General features: G+C 45.4%; 13 protein-coding genes. All 13 read left to right on the forward strand.

Annotated elements, in window-relative coordinates:
- Nucleotides 1-3 precede the first annotated feature (3 nt).
- Nucleotides 4-882, forward strand: coding sequence for a DUF72 domain-containing protein (locus ACP2WE_RS20015; RefSeq protein WP_425217308.1), 879 nt, complete (start codon nt 4-6; stop codon nt 880-882).
- Nucleotides 883-934: 52 nt separating this feature from the next.
- Nucleotides 935-1,879: a branched-chain amino acid ABC transporter permease gene (locus tag ACP2WE_RS20020; protein ID WP_425217309.1), complete on the forward strand. Its 945-nt coding sequence runs from the start codon at nt 935-937 to the stop codon at nt 1,877-1,879.
- A 125-nt stretch (nt 1,880-2,004) separates the two neighbouring features.
- Nucleotides 2,005-2,664, forward strand: coding sequence for a VanW family protein (locus tag ACP2WE_RS20025; RefSeq protein WP_425217310.1), 660 nt, complete (start codon nt 2,005-2,007; stop codon nt 2,662-2,664).
- Nucleotides 2,665-3,299: 635 nt separating this feature from the next.
- Complete coding sequence (locus ACP2WE_RS20030; RefSeq protein ID WP_425217311.1) at nt 3,300-4,469, forward strand: response regulator; 1,170 nt, start codon at nt 3,300-3,302, stop codon at nt 4,467-4,469.
- A gap of 101 nt (nt 4,470-4,570) precedes the next feature.
- On the forward strand, nt 4,571-4,933 hold the full coding sequence (locus tag ACP2WE_RS20035) for a response regulator transcription factor (RefSeq protein WP_330482522.1): 363 nt from the start codon (nt 4,571-4,573) through the stop codon (nt 4,931-4,933).
- Between the two features lie 129 nt (nt 4,934-5,062).
- Nucleotides 5,063-5,620, forward strand: coding sequence for a chemotaxis protein CheW (locus ACP2WE_RS20040; protein ID WP_425217312.1), 558 nt, complete (start codon nt 5,063-5,065; stop codon nt 5,618-5,620).
- A 107-nt stretch (nt 5,621-5,727) separates the two neighbouring features.
- Nucleotides 5,728-8,601, forward strand: a complete 2,874-nt coding sequence (locus tag ACP2WE_RS20045; protein WP_425217313.1) for a methyl-accepting chemotaxis protein — start codon at nt 5,728-5,730, stop codon at nt 8,599-8,601.
- Between the two features lie 183 nt (nt 8,602-8,784).
- On the forward strand, nt 8,785-12,948 hold the full coding sequence (locus tag ACP2WE_RS20050) for a hybrid sensor histidine kinase/response regulator (RefSeq protein WP_425217314.1): 4,164 nt from the start codon (nt 8,785-8,787) through the stop codon (nt 12,946-12,948).
- 13 nt (nt 12,949-12,961) lie between these two features.
- Nucleotides 12,962-13,435: a chemotaxis protein CheW gene (locus tag ACP2WE_RS20055; protein ID WP_425217315.1), complete on the forward strand. Its 474-nt coding sequence runs from the start codon at nt 12,962-12,964 to the stop codon at nt 13,433-13,435.
- A 189-nt stretch (nt 13,436-13,624) separates the two neighbouring features.
- A complete protein-coding gene (locus ACP2WE_RS20060) occupies nt 13,625-16,525 on the forward strand; it encodes a cation-translocating P-type ATPase (RefSeq protein ID WP_425217316.1) in 2,901 nt (966 codons plus the stop codon).
- Between the two features lie 270 nt (nt 16,526-16,795).
- Entirely contained in the window at nt 16,796-17,005 is a 210-nt protein-coding gene (locus tag ACP2WE_RS20065) for a hypothetical protein (RefSeq protein ID WP_425217317.1), read from the forward strand.
- Nucleotides 17,006-17,419: an HNH endonuclease gene (locus ACP2WE_RS20070; RefSeq protein ID WP_425217318.1), complete on the forward strand. Its 414-nt coding sequence runs from the start codon at nt 17,006-17,008 to the stop codon at nt 17,417-17,419.
- Between the two features lie 111 nt (nt 17,420-17,530).
- A partial coding sequence (locus ACP2WE_RS20075; RefSeq protein WP_425217319.1) for a hypothetical protein occupies nt 17,531-17,967 on the forward strand: 437 nt, incomplete at its 3' end.

Genomic DNA, 17,967 nt, shown 5'->3' on the forward strand with positions numbered 1-17,967 from the left:
GCTGTGGATAATTTTACGCCTAATTTTTTTCTGGGCTGTGCTGTTTGGGCTTACAAGGGCTGGATCGGGGATTTTTATCCGCCCAAAAGTCAACCAACAAATTTCTTGAAACTCTACAGCCAACGCTTCACAACTGTAGAGGGGAATACAACATTTTATGTGACGCCTAGCAAAGACACTGTGGCACGTTGGGCTGTCGAAACACCCCAAGGATTTACATTTTGCCCTAAAATTCCTAAGGCTCTTACCCATCAGGGACTTCTGGCTCCGATGATTCCTGAGGTGCTCAAGTTTTTAGAATTAATGGGTGGCTTAGGGAATCGCTTAGGCATTACATTTGCCCAGTTACCCCCCAGTTACAGCCCTGCTCATACCAACGATCTCACCCAATTTCTCAAAGCCCTTTCTCAAAGCGGCTATACCACTTCATTAGAGGTGCGTCATCCTGCTTGGTTTCGCGAGCCCTATGCCAGCAATCTGACGGAGACCCTACAACAACTCGGCATTGGGCGTGTCTTACTAGACTCTCGACCGATTTATGAGTCACCCGAACCTTTTTTACCTGAGTCAATGCCATCCGAACGGCGTAAACCTAGACTCCCCCTGCAAGTCAGCATGACTACTGATTTTAGTTTCGTCCGCTTTGTCAGCCATCCCGATCGCTCCTATAACCAACCTTTTTTAGCAGAATGGGTGACTTGGATTGAGACATGGTTGCAGCAAAACAAACGCATTTATTTCTTTATGCACTGTCCGATTGAGGAGCGATCGCCCCACAATGCTCTCTATTTTCAACAGATGTTAGAGCAGCAAAACCTACCTGTGCCGTCTTTGCCTTGGACAAAACTGGCTCAGCCCGCCCAGCAGCTCCAACTTTTTTGAACCTCACTGGCAATTTTTTAATCGCAATCAACTTGATGATCCCTAAACCACAATGGCAGATTTTTTTAATACCTATGGTTCTCTAATTGTGCAGATGGTACTGGGTTCCATCTTGGGAATTTCGGTGTATTTACCCCTGATGGCAGGGCAGCTCTCTTTGGCGACGCCTGGGTTTTATGCCTTGGGTGGCTATATTGCCGCAATTATTTCGATTAGGGTGAGCGTGCCTGCTACAGGTGAGCTTTCCTCAATGCCCCTGCTGTTTTTAGAGATGCTGATTGCTGGCGTCGTTTCAGGGCTTTTGGCGATCGTGCTGGGGATTCCCGTTCTACGTTTAAGGGGAATTTACTTAGCGATCGCGACGATCGCATTTGTACGCATCTTGCAAATTTTCTCGGAGACTCAAGAGATTACAGGCGGAGCAGTAGGAATTTTTGATATTCCGCAGCCCTTTCGCACGCCCATTGAGTATCTATGGATTGCACTACCGTTATTGGTGCTCAGCATGGTGTTTATGTATCGCCTAGAAAGGATCAGAGTCGGTCGAGCCTTGATCGCCATTCGCGAGGATGAGCTGGCTGCCGATGCCATGGGTATAAATCCTACCTATTACAAGGTTTTGTCTTTTACCTTGGGGGCAATTTTAGCGGGTATAGTTGGGGCGCTGAGTGCCCACTTTCTCAATACTTGGAATGCCCGTCAAGGCACCTTTGATGCCAGCATTACCTATTTAGCTTTTGTACTGATTGGTGGCTCCAGAACTTTTATTGGGCCTGTGGTGGGGGGCATGGTTCTTACCGCTCTGCCTGAAATTCTGCGCGCGATCGCTGGCATTGAAGGCATCCCGATTTGGCTGTCACAATTTTTGAGTGCGGGTCGCTTGATTATTTTTGGTTTATTAATTGTGTTAGGGAGCATCTTTTTTCCTCAGGGTATTATTACGACCGATTTGCTTAAATTCGTTAAGGGATGGATCCCAAAAAGAGGAAGATCGTAAAAAATCTTAAAATCAATGAATCCAAAAAATCAATGAAGCATCTGGTTCCATCTAATCTAAAAATGCACCTCAAACTTGCGCAAAGACACCTACTGGATCGAGCAACAAGAAAGTCTAGTAGGTTTGTGAAGTTTAATCAGATTACGACCGAACAGCAAAAATCTTTTCAGCCTCAAATAACGATCGCCCAGGCAATTTACCCAACCAGCTACTCAGAGAGTAAAAAACATAACCTCGCGATCGCCATTCAAAAGATTGAGAACGTGCTCATTCATCCCGATCGAATTTTTTCATTTTGGCACTTGATTGGAAAACCCGACAAAAACAAAGGTTATTTAGAAGGTCGCACGATCTTGGGGGATGAACTCAGTGCCGATGTGGGGGGAGGGTTATGCCAGCTATCAGGTTTGTTATACTTCCTCGCACTCAAAGCAGGACTCATTGCAATCGAGCGATATCCCCACTCGCGAGATTTATACACAGACGAAACTCGGTTTGCCCCCTTAGGGTCTGATGCAACGGTTGTCTATGGTTATAAAGACCTTCGCATTCAAAACAATTTGTTGTTTCCCATTTGCTTTCGATTTAACCTTCAAGATACTGAAATCTCCGCTTCATTATGTGCCGAGCAGGTGGTTCCTGCCCACAGAGTCGAATTTAAAGTAGAAGAGTTTGCAGGTGGAGTAAAAGCTGACACGATCCGCTTCGGCTTTATGCATCCCCACTTGGAGAATTACAACCAAAATCAATTTGAAATTATCGATTCCACCATTTATAGGAAGTAAGCGCTTTAGCCTGTCGTCGCTTGATTTTCCAAATATAGCAAGCCTAAATCGTTTGTATGTCGTAGGGGCAATTCACAAATTGCCCGATTCTCTCTTGACTCTCAAGACAGTATCTACGATTCTAGGTAAAGAAATAATTGCTGATGAACCACGCTTGGATTGAAATATCAGAAAATGGTGAAAAATCACTAAATAATGTATATTGAGCTTAAAGTTTGCCGAATTCCAATTTGCTAAGATTTGAACGAATCAATTGCCGATCTTGACTACAGAAAATAGCTTTATTTTTTTACAGAAGATTTTGTAACTGATAATGCTGAGGTCTTACCTGAAAAAAAACAAAATTTAGGCACTAAAATAGGATGGTTTGAACCTCACCTTGTTGGGTGATGTTTTGGAACAACCATAGCTCTAAAGTTAGATAGCAATGCATAGCTTAAGAAATAAATTGAGCGCTCGATTCAATCCTATTTTCAGGGTAAAAGTTAAAAAGCTTAAAAGTTTTCCTTTACTATGCGATCGCTCTCTAGATTGTGTTGAAGTCAGTATTGTATTTTCTGAGACAGATCGAAAGTTTTATGAATCTTTTTTGATTCATGCTGCTGGGGTACCTGAGTTGTTTTGAAGTAAATCTAATGGATACAGATGCTACATCGACAATAGAAATTGCTCCTCATCTGAAGCTAATCCAAGATGAGCGCAGCTCTGGGGAACTCGTCATTTTTTCAGAAAGAAACCCGTCAGTTCATTATTTTCTCTACTTCTATTTAGGAAGATTGGTCTACGCCACGGGCGGCAGTCACCGCGTTAGAAGATTTTATCGAGCTATGAGACAATATTGTCCTAACGCAAAACTAGAGGAATGGTTTAGCAAATTTGGCGATCCTACTGAACCTTGGGAGTTTTTTGTCGTCAACCAAGCCCTCAAGCAAGGATTGATCGAGCAAGAAAAAGCCAAAATGCTAATTCTTGGGAGCATTCAAGAGGTTTTTTATGCGCTGATTAGTCGGCAGGAACTAGTGACGACTTGGACTGAACATAGAAATCCTCAACAGCCTTTTGTCCTAGTGTCTTCTCAGCAAGTTTTGCAAGGTGCGTTGCAGGCTAGGCAAAAATGGCTGAATTCGGGGCTAGGTCACGTTCAAAATATGATTCCGGGCTTTTCTTTAAATTTTGTGCCCGTTTTGCTTGCACCCGATCGCTTAGAAGCAATGGTGGAAGCCGAGGCACTTTCAAAAGAAGCCCATCAGATGTTGGTGAAGTTGCTCAATAGTAACAACACAATTTGGGATTTGGCGATCAGGATGCACAGATCGCATATTTCGGTGATGCGATCGCTTTTGCCCCTCGTGATTGATGGCATTGTTTCCTTACGAGAAGCACCCGACTTGCCTTCTCCAATTGCCAAGCCAGTAGAAGTCAAGCCTGAAGCCAAAAAAGGCTTGATTGCCTGTATTGATGACAGCCCCCAGATTGGGATGGAGATGACAAGGATTTTGAGTAAAGCTGGGTACGAGGTATTAAATATTCTCGATCCGTTGCAAGGGGTCAGTACATTGTTAAAAAACAAACCTGACTTGATATTTCTCGATTTGGTGATGCCTAACTCTAATGGCTACGAGCTTTGCTCTTTTTTGCGTAAAACCTCGGCGTTTCGCGATGTCCCCATCGTGATTCTCACTGGGCATGACGGCGTGATCGATCGCGTCAGAGCCAAAATGGCGGGGTCTTCTGATTTTCTCAGTAAACCCCCAGAAGAAGACAAAGTATGCCAAATCGTAGAAAAGTATCTAGAAAGTAGTTAGCTACTTGTAGCAAAATTCTAAAGGAGGCGTTCGTTTTAGTCGTATCAATTTTTCGCTAGGATTTTATTTTCAGGATCTAGTTAATTCACGGAGAGTTTACAATGGCAACGGTTTTAATCGTAGAAGATACGCTAACTCAAGCAGAAATTATTACGGGCACCTTACGAGGAGCTGGCTTTACAACCTCTGTTGCAACCAGTAGCGAAGATGCCAAGGTAAAACTCGCACAGCAAAAGCCTGATGTAATTGTGATGGATGTGGTTTTACCAGGGGAGAGTGGGTTTGAGCTGTGTCGCGAACTCAAAGATAGCCCAGACACCAAAGATATTCCGATCGTGCTTTGCTCAACCAAAAGCGGCGAGATGGATAAATTTTGGGGTATGAAACAGGGGGCTTCTTCTTACATCACCAAACCGATCGATCCAGAGGAACTGATTCGGACTGTAAAGCTTTTGGTGAAATAAAGCAGTAAGAAAGTGTCGATCTTAGCGATTTTCTGCTCGATGCAGTGCTTTCGCTAAAAGTTGAGGCAAAGGTTAGTCAGTTTAAGGCTCAAAGTTAAATATCAAAGCTATTAAGGCAGGCACAGATCTATGGCTACCCCACTGACAACAACTGGTTCGATAACCAGTTCAACGCCAAATTCGACCCCTAAACAAACTGGCTCGGCACATCAAAAAATTAACACCGAGCAGTTTTTAACTTTTTCGGTGTCCCCCACCCAAAAAGTGATGTTAGCGACAAAGCAACTCGTAGAGATTCTCAATCTCTCGTTGGGGCAAATTACCGCGATCGCTGACGTAGCGCCAACTGTGATGGGTGTTTGCAACTGGCGGGGCGAAGTTTTATGGGTTGTCGATCTTGCCTATTTGATGGGCTTTGAGCCCTTATATCGGTCTGGGTACACCCAGACCAACTGTAGTGTAATTTTGGTGAGATCGCAGGGCATGGCAATCGGGCTAGCGGTGACCCAGGTGGGGCAGATGCTATGGTGCGAATCCGAACAGATTTTGCCTGCACCTGCTACCTTCGCAAATTCGGGGATGGGGAAATTTTTACGTGGATATTGGCTCAATGAAACGGGCTGGCATGAAGGTAGCGAAACATTGCTGGTTTTGAATGGAGATGCTTTAGTCAGAGCATTCCAATAGGTCTCGTTCTACTCAGCTCATCTGTCGTTTTCATAAGAAATCAAACGACAAAGAAGCTTTAACAGTTTTTACAAATTCACATCAACAAATTTAATTAGAGGTCAGGCATGTTAACGGATAAAAATAGCAAGAACAGCATCAAACTCAATGGCATGAAGTCAGATGTCGAAGCCAGCGAGAATGACATCCTCAAAAAAGGTCAGAATGGGGATTTGTTATTACCTGTAACGATTTCCGATCAGAATCATTTGAACGCAGCTCGCAGTGTCGGCAAAACTTCTGGCAATCCCGTTGGACGATGGTGGCAAGGGCTGGGCTTGCGTACAAAAACCACATTGGTATCTGTGGCAGCAATCACAATTCCATTATTGGCTTTAGGGGGAGTGGCATACTTTTATGTTGGACAAAATATCGCTAACACTACTCAACAAGATAAAGCCGTTCGGGCAAGTGCGTTAGCGACTCGGGTAGCATACTTTATGCGAGAGCGATATGGTGATATTCAGGTACTTGCGAATTTACCAATATTCAACAATCCGAAGTTTCAAGCTACTGTGACAATCGCAGAGCAGAAAGCAATTTTGGAAGCCTATATTAAAGCCTATTTAGTTTACGACAGTATCGCTATATATCGGCTAGATGGCAGTTTGATTGTTGATGCAGGTTCAGAGCCCCCACCTGCCAATATTTTCAAACGTGAATATTTTCAAACAACTTTGAAAACTGACAAGCCCTACATCAGCCAGCCTGAACCATCGGTTGTAACCAAAAAGGTCAGTAATTTTATTGCGGCACCGATTAAAGATGTCACTACAGGCAAGACCATTGCGATTATTCGCACCAGAATGCAGGCATCGGTTCTAGAAGATCTGATTAAAGATACTGGCGTTGATGACAATCAATATCACTTGGTTGAGTCTGACGGTAAGTTTTTTGTGGCGTTAGAAAAGGAGCAAGTCGGACGTAGCCTCAAGGCTGACTTTCCTGGAATAGCACCACTCTTGGAAAAACGCGAAGTAGGCGCTGTTACATCGATCGATCTAATATCCAATAACGAGCAGTTTGTAGGTTATGCACCCCTGCCTAAGATCGAGGGCTTACCAGATTTAAAGTGGGATGCGGTAATCGCAATAGATACCAGCATTGCGAACAAACCACAACTGCAATTGTTACTGATCTTAGGAGCCGCCACTGGCGCAGTGGCTATATTGGCATCAGCATTAGCGCTCTTGATCGCCAACCGTGCCACGCGCCCAATTATCCGAGCTTCCAATGCTGTAGAAAAATTGGGACAGGGCGAACTCGATACGCGTATTGAGGGAATTTCTGGGGATGACGAACTCGCCGTGTTGGGAACGAACATCAACATCATGGCAAGTCAGATTCAGACGCTGATCGACGAACAAGCTGCCGCCGCCGAACGTAAAAACCTAGTGGCGACGATCGCATCTCAGTTACGGCAGTCTCTCGATCTCAACACAATCTTAGAGACCCTCGTCCGAGAAGCCAAAACTGCGCTCAATGCAGAACGGGTGGTGATCTATCGGTTTAATCCTGATTGGAGTGGTTATCTTTCCCACGAAGCAGTCTCCCCTGGACTACCCAGTGCCTTGGCTGAAAAAGCCACCGACCCATGTATTCCTCAAACTCTACTGGAAGCCTATCGCAACGGTCGCATCGTACCCACCAATGATATGCAAGAGCGCGATTATCACCCAGACCATAGAGCCTTGTTAGCGCGTCTGGCGATCAAAGCGAATCTAGTCATTCCGATCGTCCAACAAAATCAACTGTTCGGACTACTGGTGGCACATCATTGTACCCAAACCCATGTTTGGCTCGATAATGAAATTGACTTTATGACTCAACTCGCTGGTCAAGCAGGCTCAGCGATCGGGCAAGCCACCTTTGTAGAACAAATTGAAGTGGCACGGGTCGAAGCTCGTCGAGAAGCCGACCAAACCGCCCAAGAACAACGCCAAGAAAAAGAAACGCTGCAAAAACGTGCGCTTGAACTGCTGATGGAAGTTGACCCTGTAAGTAAAGGCGACTTGACGGTTCGGGCAAAGGTAACCGCCGATGAAATTGGTACGCTGGCTGACTCTTATAACTCGATTATTCGGAGTTTGCGTCAGATCGTCGAGCAGGTGCAAACGGCTTCGCAATCTGTAGTAACCACCACACAGGGTAACGAAATGGCTGTAGCCAGTGCCGCTACCGAGTCTAGTCTTCAAGCCAAATCGATTACCAACGCGCTCAGTCAAATTCAGACAATTTCCGAATCAATTCAGGGGGTTGCTAGCCGCGCCAAACAAGCAGAGCAGCAGGTGCAAAAATCTAACCTTGTGGTACAAGCAGGGGACGAAGCCATGAACCGTACTGTAACGGGTATCTCTGCGATCCGCGAAACGGTGTCTGAAACTTCTAAGAAGGTCAAACGCTTGGGTGAAGCTTCTCAGAAAATTTCTAAGGTGGTTAACCTGATTGGTAACTTTGCGGCTCAAACCAACCTACTCGCACTTAACGCGGCGATTGAAGCTGCCCGTGCAGGAGAAGAAGGTAGAGGGTTTGCCGTGGTTGCCGAAGAAGTTCGGGCGCTCGCTCAACAATCGGCTTCTGCAACCGCAGATATCGAACAACTGGTAGAAGAAATTCAAGCCCAAACTAACGAGGTAGTCGCTGCGATGGAAGCAGGTACAGAGCAGGTGGTTGTGGGAACGCAGTTGGTAGAAGAGTCACGCCAAAAGCTGAGCCAAATCTCAGAGGTTAGCGCCCAAGTAAACAAACTCGTCCAAGAAATTTCTTTGGCAGCGGCAGCACAAACGCAAACTTCAGCATCGGTGAGTCAAACCATGCAAGATGTGGCAACCAGCGCCCAAGATGCCTCGGAGCAGTCAGCAACGGTAGCGAGTTCGTTTAAACAACTCCTAGAAGTTGCCAAAGCGCTCCAAGTCAGCGTGGGTCAGTTTAAACTCAGCTAAACCGAGCTGTCCAAAACCTCTCCCCAACCCCTCTCCTTGCAGGAGAGGGGCTAAGGAAAAGAAAAACTTCTTACCCCTCGTTCTTAGGAGAAGGGATGTTGGGAGAGGTAACCCGAACTCAACTTAACTTTAATAAGCCATTAACCAACAGGCGATCGTAGATCGCATCATAGTGGGGACATCATGCATACCATCGACCCTGATATCAGAGATCAAGCTTATCAATACTTTAGCCAAGAAGCGCTAGAATTCCTGCAAACTCTCGAAGAAGGATTACTCAATCTCCAAGCAGAGCACGAAATTCCTCAAATCCATAACCTCATGCGTGCAGCTCACTCGATTAAAGGGGGAGCAGCTAGTATTGGATTACCTGCGATTGAGCATATCGCTCACCGATTAGAAGATATCTTTCGAGCGCTCTATCGCCAAGATCAAGAGATCGATAGCGATATCGAAGAGATTTTGCTGCAAGCCTATGACTGTTTGCGCGCGCCTCTGGTCGAGCAAATTCAAACAGGTAAGCATGATGTCGAAGCTGCGATCGAAAAAGCTGAGCCGATTTTTGCTGTGATCGAAGCTTTGCTGGGTGACAGTTTAGGTTTGGATGTCGAGCTGCCTACATCTGCGGAACTCGGTTTTGATATTGCTCAGGTCGTATTTTCGAGCGATGTGGCTCAAGGACTAGAACGACTGCAAGCAATTTTAGATTGTCCCGAAAAAGAAGAGGTCGTTGGTGAAATCAGAGCGCAGGCAGAAGTATTTGCAGGTATTGGCGAATTGCTCAATTTACCTGGATTTTCAGCGATCGCACAGCATACCCTTTTAGCTCTAGATGCGCATCCCCAAGAACCAGTTTTAGTGGGGCAAGTAGCGATCGGCAATTTCAAAGAAGCCCAAGAAGCTGTATTAGCAGGCGATCGCGCTCGGGGTGGCGTTCCCAGTGAAGCTTTGCTCATGCTTGCTGGTCTCGTAGATGCTTCCACAAAATATCTAGCGACTACCTCAGATTTTGATGACGAGCAAGAAGATAGTTCTAGTACTGCTTTGGATGATGTATTTAAAGCGGTTTTAACAGAAGAGATCTCCGAAGAACTAACAGAATCCGATCGCGGATTTTTTGAAGAACTCCCCGAAGAGTCTATAGGATCTGCTAGTGGATTTTTTGAGGAGATCCCTGAAGAGCCTACAGGATCTGCTAGTGGATTTTTTGAAGAGATTCCTGAAGAAATAACAGAATCTACCAGTGGATTTTTTGAAGAACTCCCCGAAGAGATCTCCGAAGAACTAACAGGATCTACCAGTGGATTTTTTGAAGAGATCCCTGAAGAGTTTATAGGATCTGCTAGTGGATTTTTTGAAGAGATCCCTGAAGAACTAACAGAATCTGCTAGTGGATTTTTTGAAGAACTCCCCGAAGAGCCTACAGGATCTACCAGTGGATTTTTTGAAGAGATCCCTGAAGAGATCTCTGAAGAACTAACAGAATCTGCTCGCGAATTCTTTAAAGAAATCCCCGAAGAGTCCACAGAATCTACCAATGGATTTTTTGAGGAAATTCCTAAAAAAATCACGAAATCTACTCAGGAGCTTTCTGAGGAAATCCCTGAAGAATTTACGGAGTCTGCCAGTAGCTTTTTCAAGGAAATTCCCGAAGACCCAATCTTTCAATCAAGCCCAGAACAGGCAGATAAATTAAACATCATAATTCCTCACGAATCATCAAATGGCTCCCAGCTCGAGAGCGATCGAACCGATGATTTGCCTTGGGATATCGAGCTTGAAAATCCTGTCCAGCAAGAGACTAGTATCGGGATAAATCACGAACTGGAGTCAATTGTCGAATCACTAGAGGAGGAGAACGATTTTGAGGAGATAGAAGTCATCGAACTCACTTCTATAGCATCTGATAACGAGAATGGGTTAGATACAGGATTAGATTTTAGCGCTCTAGAATCAGTGTTTGGCGATTCTGAAGACGCAGATGAATCTGAAGTACTAGATTTGAGTGCATTCATTCTTTCCGACCAGAGCGTTCAAGATTTAGAGATTGCTAACCAAGCCCAGATCCTTAAAGATGTGATCTCCGAGCCACCTGCTCAGCCTATTTCCAATCAAGTTACAGAACCAGTTGTAAGCAGCGATCGAAACAAACCCTTTGAAGAGCAGTTCATTAGTTTAGAGCAACTTGCTCAAAAACTCCCTACGATTCCTAGCCTAACGCAGGAACAAGACACAGACCTCAAAATTGCCAACTTGCTCAAACAAAGCAGTTCTAAAGCCGATGTCCCTGCAAGTTCTCTCATTGAAACTCCAGTCAAAGCCAAACCTAGCGCCAAACAGGAAGAACAAGCCAAACCTACTGCCACACCTCAATTAAGTGAAGCCATTCGCGTCGATCTATCTCGGCTCGAACGTTTGAATAACCTTGCTGGTGAACTCGTTACCCAAGAGAATAGCTCCTCGTTGCAAAGTCAGCAGTTGCAAGGTATGTTGCTCAACCTACAGCGCCGTTCCGAGCATTTTGAAGAACTAACCAAAAAGTTGCAAAGTTGGATTGATAGCAGTCAAAAATCAGAAGTCAGAAGTCAGAAACCTGTAACAGGTGGCGAGCAGATCAGTACTTCCCTCTCAATGCTGCCCGAGCTATCAACCTTCGATCCGCTCCTCATGGACTCTTACAGCTATATCTATACCCTCGTACAAGAGTCTGTCGAAGAGATGGCACAGATGGGCGAAACCATTCGAGATATGGATTTGCTCACGATGCAGGCTCAAAACACCCAACGCAAAAAGCAGCAAACCCTCAAGCAACTGCGAAATGACTTGCTATGGGCAAGAATGATGCCTCTCAATGAAATTCTCAGTCGCTTTCCTCGTATGGTGCGCGATCTGTCTACCAAATATGGGAAGCAAGTCAAACTGTCAATTAGTGGCGGTGCTACGCTCGTAGATAAAGCCATGCTAGAAAAATTGTACGATCCCCTGGTTCATCTGATTCGCAATGCTTTCGATCATGGCACTGAGCCATCGAATATTCGGGTGCAACAAGGGAAACCTGCAGAGGCAAGCATTGAAGTGCGTGCCTACCATCGTGGCAATCAAACCTTTGTTGAAATCAGGGATGATGGCAGAGGCATCGATCCAGAAAAAGTTCGTGCTGCCGCGATCGCCAAAGGCGTTTTGTCCCCCAAAGCACCCACTACTCAAGCTCAGATTCACGAACTCTTGTTTTCTCCTAGCTTTTCGACCGCAGAAAAAGTCAGCGAAATCTCTGGTAGAGGGGTGGGCTTGACCTCTGTGCGAGAGCAGATGATCAAATTAAAAGGTAGCATCACGATCGATTCTGAGCTAGGAAAAGGCACTGTTTTTACGATCCGCTTGCCCCTTACCCTCACTACCGCCAAGCTGTTGGTCTTTAGTGTAGGTGTAAATCTGATGGCAATCCCTGTAGATACACTTTTATCGATTGTTACCGCTGGCGAAGATCAAATTCAAACTATTCAAGGGCAACAGTTCTATCGCTATCAAGATGAATTGATTCCTTTGTATCCTCAATCTGCTTTCTCTCATCGTTATCCTCTGCCTAAAAACTCTGAAGAGCAGATTCGTTCTATGTCTCTGCCGATCTCAAACAAAACCCCATTACTGATTATCTCAGCAGGCACTCAATTCCTTGCATTAGAAGTCGATCAGATCTTCAATGAGCAAGAACTTGTGATCAAGCCATTTGGAAAAGCGATCGCCCCTCCTCCTTACCTATATGGCTGCACAATTTTAGGTGATGGCTCTTTAGTGCCAGTGGTAGATGGCTCAGCACTGATTGCAAGATGGTTAAATACCTCTGAAGAAGTCTCTGTACAGTCCTCTGTTTCAGTCGATCTAGAGTTGAGTGCTTCAGTTGCCAATTCCGAGCAGGAGCTAGACAAGGTTACTACTCCACCCAGCGAAGCTGTATATAGCACTTCTGTGCCTACGATCTTAGTGATCGATGACTCGCTCACGGCGAGACAAACACTGTCACTGACCTTAAAAAAATCTGGCTATCGTGTAGTTCAAGCGATCGATGGTCGCGATGCCCTTGAGAAAATCAGACAGGAACCCGATATTAAAGCCGCATTTTGCGATGTCGAAATGCCTCGGATGAATGGGTTTGAATTTCTCAATCAGTTCCGTCACGAGCATCCCCAATCAAAGATGCCGATCGTCATGTTAACTTCTCGCGGCGGTGAGAAACATCGTTCTCTTGCTAAGCTGTTTGGGGCAAGCGGCTATTTGACCAAGCCATACTTAGAACACGAACTCTTGAAAACTCTAGAGGCAAACCTAAAACAACTCGTTTTGAGTTAAAGGCAAAATCCCTATGCTAAAAACCAAAGTCAAAGAAGCAACGCTTAAAATCCTGATGTTTCCTCTCGGAAATCTATTTCTAGCGGTTAAACTCGAAGGCGTCAAAAAGGTGATTCCCATGCCAGCGATCGCCAAAAGTGGCAATAAGCTCCTAGGCATTACCAACTTTGAAGACCAAGAGATCGTCGTGGTTGACCTCCATCAGAAAATTTTGAACGCTTCCAATGCGATCGTCAGCCGATATCTAATTGTGGTTCAGTCAGAGTTGGAAGCTCTCTATGGGATTCCTGTGATTTCTCTGCCAGAAATGCTAGAGGTTCCTCTCTCCATGATTCATCCGATCCCTGACGACTATCGCAATCACGATACGTTGGGGATTGCCGATCGGGTAACTCAAATCTCAGTCATGGCTGAAACTCGCACGATCTTTCTGCTTTCGTCAAACAGCATTATCAACTTTATCCGCAAAGAAAAACCAGGTTCTTGATTGAGCGTACCTGTAGAAAAACCCCTAAAATATCCAAGGCAGAGCATTTGTGTAAGTAAATGTGCCTAAATCTTAAGATATTACTACGCATTCGCGCTCTGATGACTGCTTAACGAATCTATAGAGTTTAGAAACCTTAACTCGGTCTAGACTTGATAGGCTTAATACAGGGCAGTGCAGAGATTAGGGATGTCGAACCTACGTTTAGATCGAGCTTGGCACACATTATCCTCAGAAGCAGCGATCGCAGCTCTGGGGACAGATCGGGATAGGGGGTTAACGTCCGAGCAGATCGGCGATCGCCAAGCTAGTTTTGGACAAAACCAACTCGAAGCCTCTGAAATCCGCAGTAAATTTAGCATTTTTGTCGATCAGTTTACCAACATCATGCTATTGATGTTGATCGGCGTAGCAGTTATTTCAGCATGGTTGGATATTAGTGCCAAACAGTTTCCTCGGGATGCGATCGCCATCGCTGCAATCGTGATTCTTAACGGTATTTTAGGCTATGTACAAGAAAGCCGTGCCGAGGCAACCCTAGCAGCGCTCAAAAGACTCTCCTCACCCACTGTATTGGTTTTGCGCGGCGAATTGAAAGAAATTCGCTCGGTGGATCTGGTTCCAGGAGATATCATGCTGATCGAGGCAGGGGTGCAGTTGGCAGCCGACGGACGGCTCTTAGAAGCTGTCAATCTCAAGATAAGAGAGTCAGCGTTAACAGGAGAGGCAAAGGCGGTCAACAAAACGGCAAACAAAGTTTTCGATCGCCAAGAAGGAATCGGCGATCGTCGCAATATGGTGTTTCAGGGAACAGAAGTAATTCAGGGGCGTGGCACCGTCCTAGTCACTTCTACGGGAATGCAGACGGAATTAGGACTTGTGGCATCGATGCTAAAAAGGGTTGAGAATGACCCTACGCCACTGCAAAAACGCATGGGACAACTTGCCAATGTCTTAGTTTTTGGTTCTTTGCTCTTGGTCGCCATTGTTGTGGGTGTTGGACTCTGGCATGGAGAGAACTTGATCAAGTTACTCAACACCTCTCTCAGTATGGCTGTCGCTGTTGTCCCAGAAGGATTACCAGCCGTAATTACCGTTACCCTAGCTTTGGGAACGCAACGCATGGTAAAACGGAATGCCCTAATTCGCAAACTCTCTGCGGTGGAAACGCTGGGTTCGGTCACCACCATTTGCTCTGATAAAACGGGCACGCTCACGCAAAATAAGATGGTGGCAGAAACGATCTATACACCTCAATATCTCGCGCAAATACGGGGTAGGGGGTACGAGCCTGTGGGACAGTTTACGATCGGTCGTAGTACTGGCGATCGAATTCAAACCGATCTGAGCGTGTCGGAATGTATAGAAGTTACAAGCATTCTAACTGCCTGTGTGGTCTGTAATGATGCCTACCTCCAGCGAACTGATGGCGGTGAATGGTCACCGATCGGCGATCCCACAGAAGGTGCGCTCCTATGTTTAGCCGTCAGAGCTAAACTCGACCCCACAGAGCTAAACACGATCTTGCCAAGAGTTGCCGAGATTCCCTTCTCTTCAGAACGTAAGTGTAAGAGTGCGATCTGTCTGTTTTCAGTCAATCCAGATTGGGAAGAAGGATTTCGCCATCAATTTTCGGCGATCGGCCTTCAAATCGCCCAAAAATTTGCAACGGATAGCGAACTACAGACTGTAGATTCTTCTAATCAGTACCTCATATTTACGAAAGGATCGCCAGAATTGATTTTGGCGAGTTGCGATCGCATTGCGATCGATCGCCAAGTACTTCCACTTGCACAGGGCGATCGCCGCAAAATTTTGGAGCAAAACAATTCTCTTGCCGCCAAAGGAATTCGGGTATTGGGATTTGCCTATAAGTCCCTAAAATCACTACCCCCGCTAGAGGAGATCGCATCAAGCGCTTCTGACCTCGAACAAAACTTAATCTGGTTAGGCTTGGTGGGAATGCGAGATGCACCTCGTTCTGAAGTCTTTGAAGCCGTGGCAATCTGCCAGCAAGCAGGGATTCGACCTGTGATGATTACGGGCGATCACCAGCTCACAGCTCAAGCGATCGCTGCCGATCTTGGAATTACAGGGGCAATAGAGAAAGATCGAGCCCACGTCGTCACTGGACACGAACTTGAAATCATGCCCGATGCCGCACTCGATGCGATCGCGTTGCAAACTAGTGTCTATGCCAGAGTCTCTCCCGAACATAAGCTTAGAATCGTGCGATCGTTGCAAAGATTGGGTGAAATTGTGGCAATGACGGGGGATGGGGTAAACGATGCCCCTGCACTCAAGCAAGCGAATATCGGGATTGCCATGGGCATCACAGGCACAGATGTTTCTAAGGAAGCCAGTGACATGATCTTGCTTGATGATAACTTTGCCACGATCGTCGCTGCTGCCGAAGAAGGTCGCACAGTTTACACCAATATTCGCCGTTTTATCAAGTACATCTTGGGCAGCAATATTGGCGAAGTTCTAACCATTAGTGCGGCTCCGTTTTTAGGATTACCCGATGTGCCCCTCACCCCTCTACAAATTTTATGGATGAATCTGGTAACCGATGGTCTACCTGCCTTGGCACTGGCGGTCGAACCCTCCGAACCTGACATTATGCAACGCGCTCCCTTTAGTCCCAAAGAGAGTATTTTTGCTAGGGGTTTAGGCTGGTACATTATTCGGATTGGGATTGTGTTTGGCTTGCTCACGATCTTGCTGATGGAAACTGCCTACAATTCCACCAATCCTTCTTGGCATCAACATTGGAAAAGCATTGTTTTCACCACACTTTGTATCGCCCAAATGGGACATGCGCTGGCTTGTCGTTCCAATTCCAAACTCCTGATCGAGCTAAACCCTTTTTCTAATCCCTATTTACTGACTTCGGTTGTATTTACGACAGTTTTGCAATTAGCCCTACTTTATGTGCCGATGCTTCAGCGATTTTTTGGTACGGAGCCACTCTCTCTAGTAGAGTTAGCCGTTTGCTTTGGTTTTAGTCTCCTGATCCTAGTATGGGTAGAGATGGAAAAGTTAGTGATTCGCTGGTATGCAAATCATTCACGCCAACAGAATCAATAGAGAATCTCCTCTGAATCAAGAGTAGACAAGGAACGAAACCAATTACAAAGATTTATCTCTGGCTTTAACTTTATTGAGATGTCGATCGCTTTGCTAATTTTTGTAGCATACTTCACTAGCGATCGCACCTCTGAAACGCTCCTATCATTTTAAGCTGGTTGCTTTTCGCTATCGATCGCATTTTAGTAGAATCTTGGCGGAATATTTTCGGGAACCAGACTCACGCACTATACTAGAATTTAGTAGAATCATACTTGGTACTATAACTATATGGTTGAAGTTGTAGAAATCCCGCTCGAGCTAACCAAATTTCAGCTTCCAGAAGCAGTTCAATCAAGGCTTCAATTCTTGTTGGACTGTCAAGATTCAGGACGTACTTTAGCTCAAGCCGAAAGACAAGAAGCACAGGGGCTGATCGATTTGGCAGAATTTTTATCTTTGCTTTGTTTAAGATCGCAACGAGTAACAAAGAAAGGGTAAATGTCTGCAATTCCAGCATCTCTCCGCAGATTAGTTGTTCAGAGATCTAGCGATCGCTGTGAATATTGTGGTATCTCGCAAATAGGTCAAGTAGCAACTTTTCATATCGATCATGTTTTTCCAGTAGTTGCTGGGGGCGAAACAACTGCGGATAATTTGGCGCTTGCTTGTGTATCCTGTTCGCTACGTAAGGGCGCACGTCAAGAAATTGAAGATGTGGAAACTGGTGAAACTGTGATTATTTTTAATCCTCGTCAACAGTTATGGAACGAGCATTTTTGTTGGAATGGGGTGGAAGTTGTTGGACTAACACCGATTGGAAGGGCTACAGTCGATGCTTTAAATCTAAATAGAGCAACAATGTTGGCTATTCGTGTTGAAGAAGAATTTCTAGGTCGTCATCCACCAAGTTGAAAATAATTGCTTTGTTAATTTCTGCACGATACTTTACTAAAAATTAGCTTGCTAAATTAAGGGGAGATCGCTCACAATGGAGCAAAGTAACTCATCGCTAAGGTGCAACCAATGGAACCAGCAACCCTACTTACTGCCTCAGGACTTGCAACACTGGCTTTTACAAAAGCTTTTGAGGAAACGATTAAGACCCTGACAGGTGAGGCTTTGAAGAAGGTTGGCAGCTTACTGAGTTTGCTGCGGCAAAAAATCAAAGAGAAATTAAGTGGTAATCCAGAGGCTGCGGAAGCGATCGCTCAAGGTGAAGCAAGTGGCTCAGAAGCTGAAGCAAATAGCATTGCCACGCATTTGCAAGCTGTGATGACTAGCGATCCTAGCTTTGCGGAAGAACTTAAGGAGATTGCTACCAAGATTCACAACGAATTGAATATCGCGGTTTTCAAGAAAGTACGGACACAAGGTAGAATTAGAGAAAAGAGGAAAAGAATGGGAGTCGCATATTCAGAAGACCTGAGAAAATGCATCATCAAAGCACATGAAGAAGGGCA

This window comes from Tumidithrix helvetica PCC 7403 (assembly GCF_965232925.1).
Classification (GTDB): domain Bacteria; phylum Cyanobacteriota; class Cyanobacteriia; order Pseudanabaenales; family Pseudanabaenaceae; genus Tumidithrix; species Tumidithrix helvetica.

Bases quoted from the DNA above. Each gene is read 5' to 3' on its own strand.
- ACP2WE_RS20050 (WP_425217314.1), top strand. From the start codon at position 8,785: ATGCATACCATCGACCCTGATATCAGAGATCAAGCTTATCAATACTTT.
- ACP2WE_RS20030 (WP_425217311.1), top strand. From the start codon at position 3,300: ATGGATACAGATGCTACATCGACAATAGAAATTGCTCCTCATCTGAAG.
- ACP2WE_RS20020 (WP_425217309.1), top strand. From the start codon at position 935: ATGGCAGATTTTTTTAATACCTATGGTTCTCTAATTGTGCAGATGGTA.
- ACP2WE_RS20070 (WP_425217318.1), top strand. From the start codon at position 17,006: ATGTCTGCAATTCCAGCATCTCTCCGCAGATTAGTTGTTCAGAGATCT.
- ACP2WE_RS20065 (WP_425217317.1), top strand. From the start codon at position 16,796: ATGGTTGAAGTTGTAGAAATCCCGCTCGAGCTAACCAAATTTCAGCTT.
- ACP2WE_RS20060 (WP_425217316.1), top strand. From the start codon at position 13,625: ATGTCGAACCTACGTTTAGATCGAGCTTGGCACACATTATCCTCAGAA.
- ACP2WE_RS20035 (WP_330482522.1), top strand. From the start codon at position 4,571: ATGGCAACGGTTTTAATCGTAGAAGATACGCTAACTCAAGCAGAAATT.
- ACP2WE_RS20055 (WP_425217315.1), top strand. From the start codon at position 12,962: ATGCTAAAAACCAAAGTCAAAGAAGCAACGCTTAAAATCCTGATGTTT.
- ACP2WE_RS20040 (WP_425217312.1), top strand. From the start codon at position 5,063: ATGGCTACCCCACTGACAACAACTGGTTCGATAACCAGTTCAACGCCA.
- ACP2WE_RS20045 (WP_425217313.1), top strand. From the start codon at position 5,728: ATGTTAACGGATAAAAATAGCAAGAACAGCATCAAACTCAATGGCATG.